Below are 6,000 nucleotides of genomic sequence, written 5' to 3' on the forward strand. Positions count from 1 at the left end.
CTCCTGTCGGCTCGATACCCAGCGCCGACTCCGTAACCCCGCCCTACCCCGGCCGCGACCAGGGGACACGACCGCGACCATCCAGCTTCTGGTTGAATGGGCCGACCATCCGACCCCTCCAGCAGGCGGTATGACATGGATCTTCGCCATCACGGCACCGCGGCACTCACTGCCGCGTTGATCGTCCTCGGGCTACCCGGGGCACCTGCGTCGGCGATTGTCGGCGGCGCGGAAACCGAAGCGAGCGACTATCCGTGGCTCGCCGCTGTCGGCAGTCCGTTGTTTCTCACGCGCCCCTCCGGGCAGTTCTGCGGCGGTGCGCTCATCTCACCGGATCAGCTGCTCACCGCGGCGCACTGTGTCGCGCTTGCCCGGCAGGCCCCTCAAGCTCTCACCGTCATCTTCGGACGCACCGAGCTTCGCGGGTCCGAGGGAGTCACGGTGCGTGTCAAGGACATTCGCGTGCACCCCGACTTCCACGACTCCGATGTCGATGGCGAGACCGTTCATCACAACGATCTCGCCATCCTCACCCTCGACCGTCCCCAGCCCGGACCGGTGCTGGAAGTCGCCGTCCCCCAATCGAACTCCGGCACCATCCTCGGATGGGGCGCCACGTCCGAAGCCGACGAATCCAACACCCACCTCCGCACCGCGACCGTCCCGCTCGTGCCGGACGCGGAATGCGCCGCGGCCTACGGCACCGCGTTCGATCCGCGCGACATGCTGTGCGCCGGTTCGACCGCGGCCGATACGGGTCAATACGACAGTGGCGGGCCACTTCTCGTGGACGGCCGCCTGGTCGGGCTCACCTCGTGGGGCAAGGGTGCCGCGCGTCCGGGTTTCCCCGGTGTGTACACCAAGCTGTCCGCCGTACTGTTCTGATCGCCGGAAGCCGCTGCACGACTACGCTTTCGCCTCGCCCCCACGCGGCTCAGTGCTGATACGGCTGCTGCGGCGGGTACTGCTGCTGCACCGGATACGGCTGCTGCGGCGTGTACGGCTGCTGCTGCTGCGGATACTGTTGCCCCGGGTAGGGCTGCTGGTACTGCTGTTGCTGCCCGGGATAGGGCTGCTGTCCCTGATACTGCTGCTGCGGCGAATACTGCTGCTGCGCGGGATATTGCTGCTGTCCGCCATACGGCTGCTGTGGCGGATACGGCTGCCCGCCGTTGCCCTGCTGCGGCAGCTGTCCCTGGCCGTTCTGGTTGTTCTTCTTCCGGGCCGACAGCCAGATGATGAGACCGATGCCGACTACCACCAGCCCGAAGCACACCAGGCCCACTACCCACGAGCCGCCCCCCTTGCCGCGGCTACCGCGGCGCCTGGCCTCACTGGTTTCCAGGGCGGCCGTCCAGACGTTCTGGTCGGACCACACCTGCGGATCCAGCAATCCGGTGTTGGTCAACATTTCGGTATAGATCATCGAATTCATTCCTTGCACCCCGCTTCGGCTTCTCCGAAGGCGAATGCATGCTATCGCAACCCGATTGGGGTTACCTTTCGGCCACAACTCGGCGCTGCGGCGCACAGCAACCGACCGCACAGGGCGTGCCGTTCAGGGTGCAGCCGAAACCGGAAACCTCGCCGAGGTGCCGGGCAGCGGTGTCGTTGAGCTGCTCGTCGATCAGTTCGACGATCAGCGCGGCGAAGCGCGGATCGGTGCCGGGAGTGGCGGCGCGGGCGAAGGCCATGCCGAGCTCGGCGGCTTTCTCCTTCGCCTCGTTGTCCAGATCCCAGATCACCTCGAGATGATCGGAGACGAAGCCGACCGGGCAGACGATCACCGACTCGACATTCTTGGCCGCCAGATCGTCCAGGTGATCAACGATGTCGGGCTCGAGCCACGGCACCCGCGGCGGGCCGGACCTGGACTGCCAGACCACGTCGTAATCCGTGAAACCGGTTGCGGCGGCGGCCAAGCGGGCGGCCTCGGCGACCTGACGGCTGTACAGGTGACCACCGTCGGCGGGCGGACCCGCGGCAGTATCGGCGGAGAGCGGAATGGAGTGCGCGGTGAAGACCAACCGCGCGCCGTCCCGGCGATCGGCCGGAAGTTCTTGCCGCGCAGCGCGAATGGCATCGGCGAAGGCCTCGATCAGCAACGGGTGATCGAAGTACTGGCGCAACTTGACCAGTTTCGGCGCACCGTCACCGAAAGCGGTTCGCGCCCTGACGATGTCCTCGTGGTACTGCAGGCACCCGGAGTAGCCGCCCCACGCCGAGGTGGGGAACACCAGGGCGGAGCGGACACCGTCGGCGGCCATCCGCGCGACGGTGTCCTCCACCATCGGAGCCCAATTGCGATTGCCGAAATACACCGGGAGATCGATACCGGCCGTGGCCAATTCGGCCTCGACCGCCGCGATGATGTCCCGGTTGAGCGCGTTGATCGGCGAGACACCCCCGAAGTGCAAGTAGTGCTGGGCGACCTCTTCGAGACGTTCGCGCGGCACGCCCCGGCCCCGAGTGACGTTCTCCAGGAACGGCATCACGTCCTCGGGCCGTTCCGGGCCACCGAAGGACAGCAGCAGAAGTGCGTCGACAGCCCGGACCACAATGCCTCCTCGGCGGATCAGTTGATCGACATACCCTCGGGGAACCAGGTGTTGTGGCTGGCTCCGCCGTCGACGTAGATGATCGACGCGGTCGTACCGGGCAGCCAGTCCGACAGCAGCGCGACGATCGACTTCGCGACCACCGTCGGGTCGTCGACGTCCCAGCCGATCGGCGACGCGCCGTCCCAGTACTGGTTGAGCTGGTTCAGCTTGGCCGCGTCGTCGGTGGCGGTGCCCGCGATGGCCTTGGCGGCCAGCGTCTTGATCGGGCCCGCGGCGATCAGGTTCGAGCGAATCTTCTTGGCGGCGCCCACTTCGCGCGCCACGTACCGGTTGACCGACTCGAGCGCGGCCTTGGCCACACCCATCCAGTTGTAGTACGGCATCGCCGTGCGCGGATCGAAGTCCATGCCGACGATCGAGCCGCGCTCGTTCATCACCGGCAGCACCGCGCGGGCCAGCGACGCGTAGCTCCAGGCCGAGATCTCGAAGGCCTTGGCCGCGTCCGGGCCGGGGCCGTCGAGGAACGGACGCGCCTCCGGACCCATCAGGGTGCGCGGCGCGAACGCGATCGAGTGCAGCACGCCGTCGATGCCCTCGGGCGCCAGCTCGCGCACCTTGTCCGCCAGCTCGCCGAGGTTCTCCTCGTTGGTGACGTCGAGCGGGATGGCCGGGGGGACCTCTTGCGGCAGCCGCTTGGCGATCCGGTCGATCAGCCGCAGCCGCTCCGGAATGCCGGTGATGATCACCTTCGCGCCCTGCTCCTGCGCGACGGCGGCCGCGTGGAACGCGATCGACGAGTCGGTGATGATGCCGGTGACCAGAATGGTCTTGCCTTCGAGCAGTCCGCCCATGTGTTTTCGGTTCTCCTGGAGTCGTGTGTGGATTGCTTGCGGCCGTCGAGGTTTCGCAGGCCGCCGGGCCGTCAGGTCAGTGGCCCATGCCCATGCCGCCGTCGACCGGGATGATCGCGCCGGACACGTAGCGGGAGTCCTCGGAGGCCAGGAAGCTGACCACGGCCGCAACGTCTTCCGGCTGGCCGAGGCGCTGCAGCGGAATGAACTTCTTGGCGGTGTCCCGCAGATCCTGCGGCAGGTCCGCGGTCATGTCGGTCTCGATGAAGCCGGGAGCGACAACGTTCGCGGTGATGGAACGCGAGCCCAGCTCACGAGTAATCGAGCGTGCCAGACCGATGACACCGGCCTTGGACGAGGCGTAGTTGATCTGGCCGGGGCCGCCGCCGAGGCCGACCACCGAGCCGAGGAAGATCATCCGGCCCCAGCGCGCCCGCAGCATCGCCCGGTTGGCGCGCTTGGCGCAACGGAACGCACCCGTCAGGTTCGCGTCGATGACCTTGGTGAACTGCTCCTCGGTCATCCGCATCAGCAGCGTGTCATCGGTGATGCCCGCGTTCGCGACGAGCACCTCGACCGGACCTTGCTTCTCCTCGATCTCGGTGAACGCGGCATCGACCGAAGCACTGTCGGTCACATCGCATTTCACGCCGAACAATCCGTCCGGCACCCCCGATCCGCGATGCGTGACAGCCACCTTGTGACCGTCGGCGACCAAGCGTTGTGCGACTGCGAGACCGATGCCACGGTTACCGCCCGTCACCAGGACGGACCGCGGTGTGATGTTGGACATGGGCAACAACCTACCTGGTCGGATCAGACGGTTACGACCCGCCCGGCCACCGTCCCGGGCCGCACAGACGAGTGATACCGACACCAGGAACGCTGCCGGCATCGCCGGGTATCGCCGAACACACCCGGCCGCCGCCGGACCAACCTGTGGTCAGCAGCTGGGGCACCACGACGACACCGTCGCGGTGAATCCCAGTGCGGGAACAGCTTCGCCCGGGGAGACAGCACGGACGACCATGCCGCACGTTGCTAAAAGCTGATGTGCCAGCGGGACTGGGCGCTTCGCTGCTACGGCAAACGCTGGCGGTACAGCAGCCCGATGATCACACCTGCCGACGTGATCAGCAGCCCGAGCAGCAACCACGGCCTGCTGGCATCGCCCCTGGTGAGTTCGAAGCCGATCTGCTGTTCGAGGGTGTCGTACACCTTGCTCAGTTCCTGCAGGGTGGACGCGGAGTAGAACTCGCCGCCGGACAGCCGCGCGATCTCCCGCATCGCCTCGTCGTCGACCTCCACCTTCACCTTGTCGGTGCCGCCGCCTTCCCGCGGAATCTCGACAACACCCCACTTGGTGCCGTACGAGATCGTCGAGATCGGGACGTTCTTGTTCTTGGCCAGTCGTGCGGCGACGAACTCGTGCCGCGGATTGTCCATGTCCTCGTACGCGGGGACGGTCTGTTTGCCGTCCGACATCAGCACGATCCGGGCCGGTGGCGGTTCGGCGGCGCCGCCGAGCACCGAGGCGAGGGTATCGATCGCGTTGAGCGCGGTGATGATTCCCTCACCGGTGGCCGTGCGCTCGGCGAGCTTCACGTTGTCGATCGCCGCCTTGACGGACTCGTGATTGGTCGTCGGCGTCACCATCACCGAGGCCGTGCCGGCGAAGGTGATGAACCCGATGTTGAGGCCCTCGGGCAGGCCGTCGACGAACTCCTTGCCCGCCTTCTTCGCGACCTCGATCCGGCTCGGCGGCACATCGGTCGCCTCCATCGACAGCGACACGTCCATCACCAGCATGACGGTCGCCCGGTTGCGCGCCACCTTCTTCACCGCGGTCGGCCCCGCCGCCGCGATCGTCAGGAACACCAGCCCGATCACCATGAGCGCGATCGGCACGTGCCGGAACAGGCTCGGTCGCGTCGGCGCGACCTTCTCCAGCAGTTCCATGTTGGAGAACTGCAGCATGTGCTTGTGCTTGCTGCGCTGAACCAGCACATAGCCCAGCGCGATCAACGCGATAACGGCCAGAAAGCCGAGCCACAGCGATGCGGTGAAATGCGAAATACTCACTGGCGTGGCACCCGCCCGGTCGGGGCGCCGAAGCTGTGGCGCCGGGTGGACACGAACCGGACCACGTCGGAGATCCAGTCCCGGTCGGTCTGCAGGGTGAGCACGGGCGCGCCGCAACTGCGCAACGCCTGTTCGACCTGATCCCGGTGCCGCTGCGCGGCGGCCGCGAAATCGGCGCGCAGCGTGGGCGTCACGCTGAATTCGCGGGTGCGCCCGGTCTCCGGGTCGTGCAGGACGACGTCGCCGACGTCGGGCAGCGAGAGATCGCGCGGGTCGAGCACCTCCACCGCGAGCAGGTCGTGCCGCGCCGAGATGGCGCGCAGCGAACGCTGCCAGTCGATGTCACCGAGGAAGTCGCTGATGATGACCGCCAGTCCGCGCTTGCGCTGCGGGCGGCGCAGCGACTCGATGCCGCCGCGCAGATCGCCGCGCACGCCGTCGCGGGCGTGTGGCGTGGTCGCGATGCTGCGCAGCAGCGACTGGGCGTGCACCCGGCCGCTGCGCGC

Annotated in this window: 7 protein-coding genes; 1 reads left to right on the forward strand and 6 read right to left on the reverse strand. The window is 67.3% G+C overall.

Annotated features, from left to right (window positions below):
* The first annotated feature begins 135 nt into the window (after positions 1 to 135).
* Positions 136 to 885, forward strand: a complete 750-nt coding sequence (locus NN4_RS40015; RefSeq protein WP_147142375.1) for a S1 family peptidase — start codon at positions 136 to 138, stop codon at positions 883 to 885.
* Between the two features lie 49 nt (positions 886 to 934).
* Here NN4_RS40015 and NN4_RS40020 read toward each other — a convergent pair whose 3' ends face one another.
* The 6 genes from NN4_RS40020 to NN4_RS40045 all read right to left on the reverse strand — a co-directional run.
* Positions 935 to 1,426: a hypothetical protein gene (locus NN4_RS40020; protein WP_186818855.1), complete on the reverse strand. Its 492-nt coding sequence runs from the start codon at positions 1,424 to 1,426 to the stop codon at positions 935 to 937.
* 70 nt (positions 1,427 to 1,496) lie between these two features.
* Positions 1,497 to 2,558 (reverse strand): ferrochelatase, encoded by a 1,062-nt coding sequence (locus NN4_RS40025; RefSeq protein ID WP_147142378.1) that lies wholly within the window; start codon positions 2,556 to 2,558, stop codon positions 1,497 to 1,499.
* Between the two features lie 17 nt (positions 2,559 to 2,575).
* The gene (gene inhA / locus NN4_RS40030) at positions 2,576 to 3,412 is read right to left on the reverse strand and encodes an NADH-dependent enoyl-ACP reductase InhA (protein WP_147142381.1); all 837 of its coding nucleotides are present in this window, start codon (positions 3,410 to 3,412) and stop codon (positions 2,576 to 2,578) included.
* A gap of 76 nt (positions 3,413 to 3,488) precedes the next feature.
* Complete coding sequence (gene fabG1 / locus NN4_RS40035) at positions 3,489 to 4,205, reverse strand: 3-oxoacyl-ACP reductase FabG1 (protein WP_135231926.1); 717 nt, start codon at positions 4,203 to 4,205, stop codon at positions 3,489 to 3,491.
* A 287-nt stretch (positions 4,206 to 4,492) separates the two neighbouring features.
* Positions 4,493 to 5,494: a VWA domain-containing protein gene (locus NN4_RS40040; protein ID WP_147142384.1), complete on the reverse strand. Its 1,002-nt coding sequence runs from the start codon at positions 5,492 to 5,494 to the stop codon at positions 4,493 to 4,495.
* A partial coding sequence (locus NN4_RS40045; RefSeq protein ID WP_443093896.1) for a DUF58 domain-containing protein occupies positions 5,491 to 6,000 on the reverse strand: 510 nt, incomplete at its 5' end. The genes NN4_RS40045 and NN4_RS40040, both read right to left, overlap by 4 nt.

The organism is Nocardia ninae NBRC 108245, assembly GCF_007990755.1.
In the GTDB taxonomy this organism is placed as follows: Bacteria; Actinomycetota; Actinomycetes; order Mycobacteriales; family Mycobacteriaceae; genus Nocardia; species Nocardia ninae.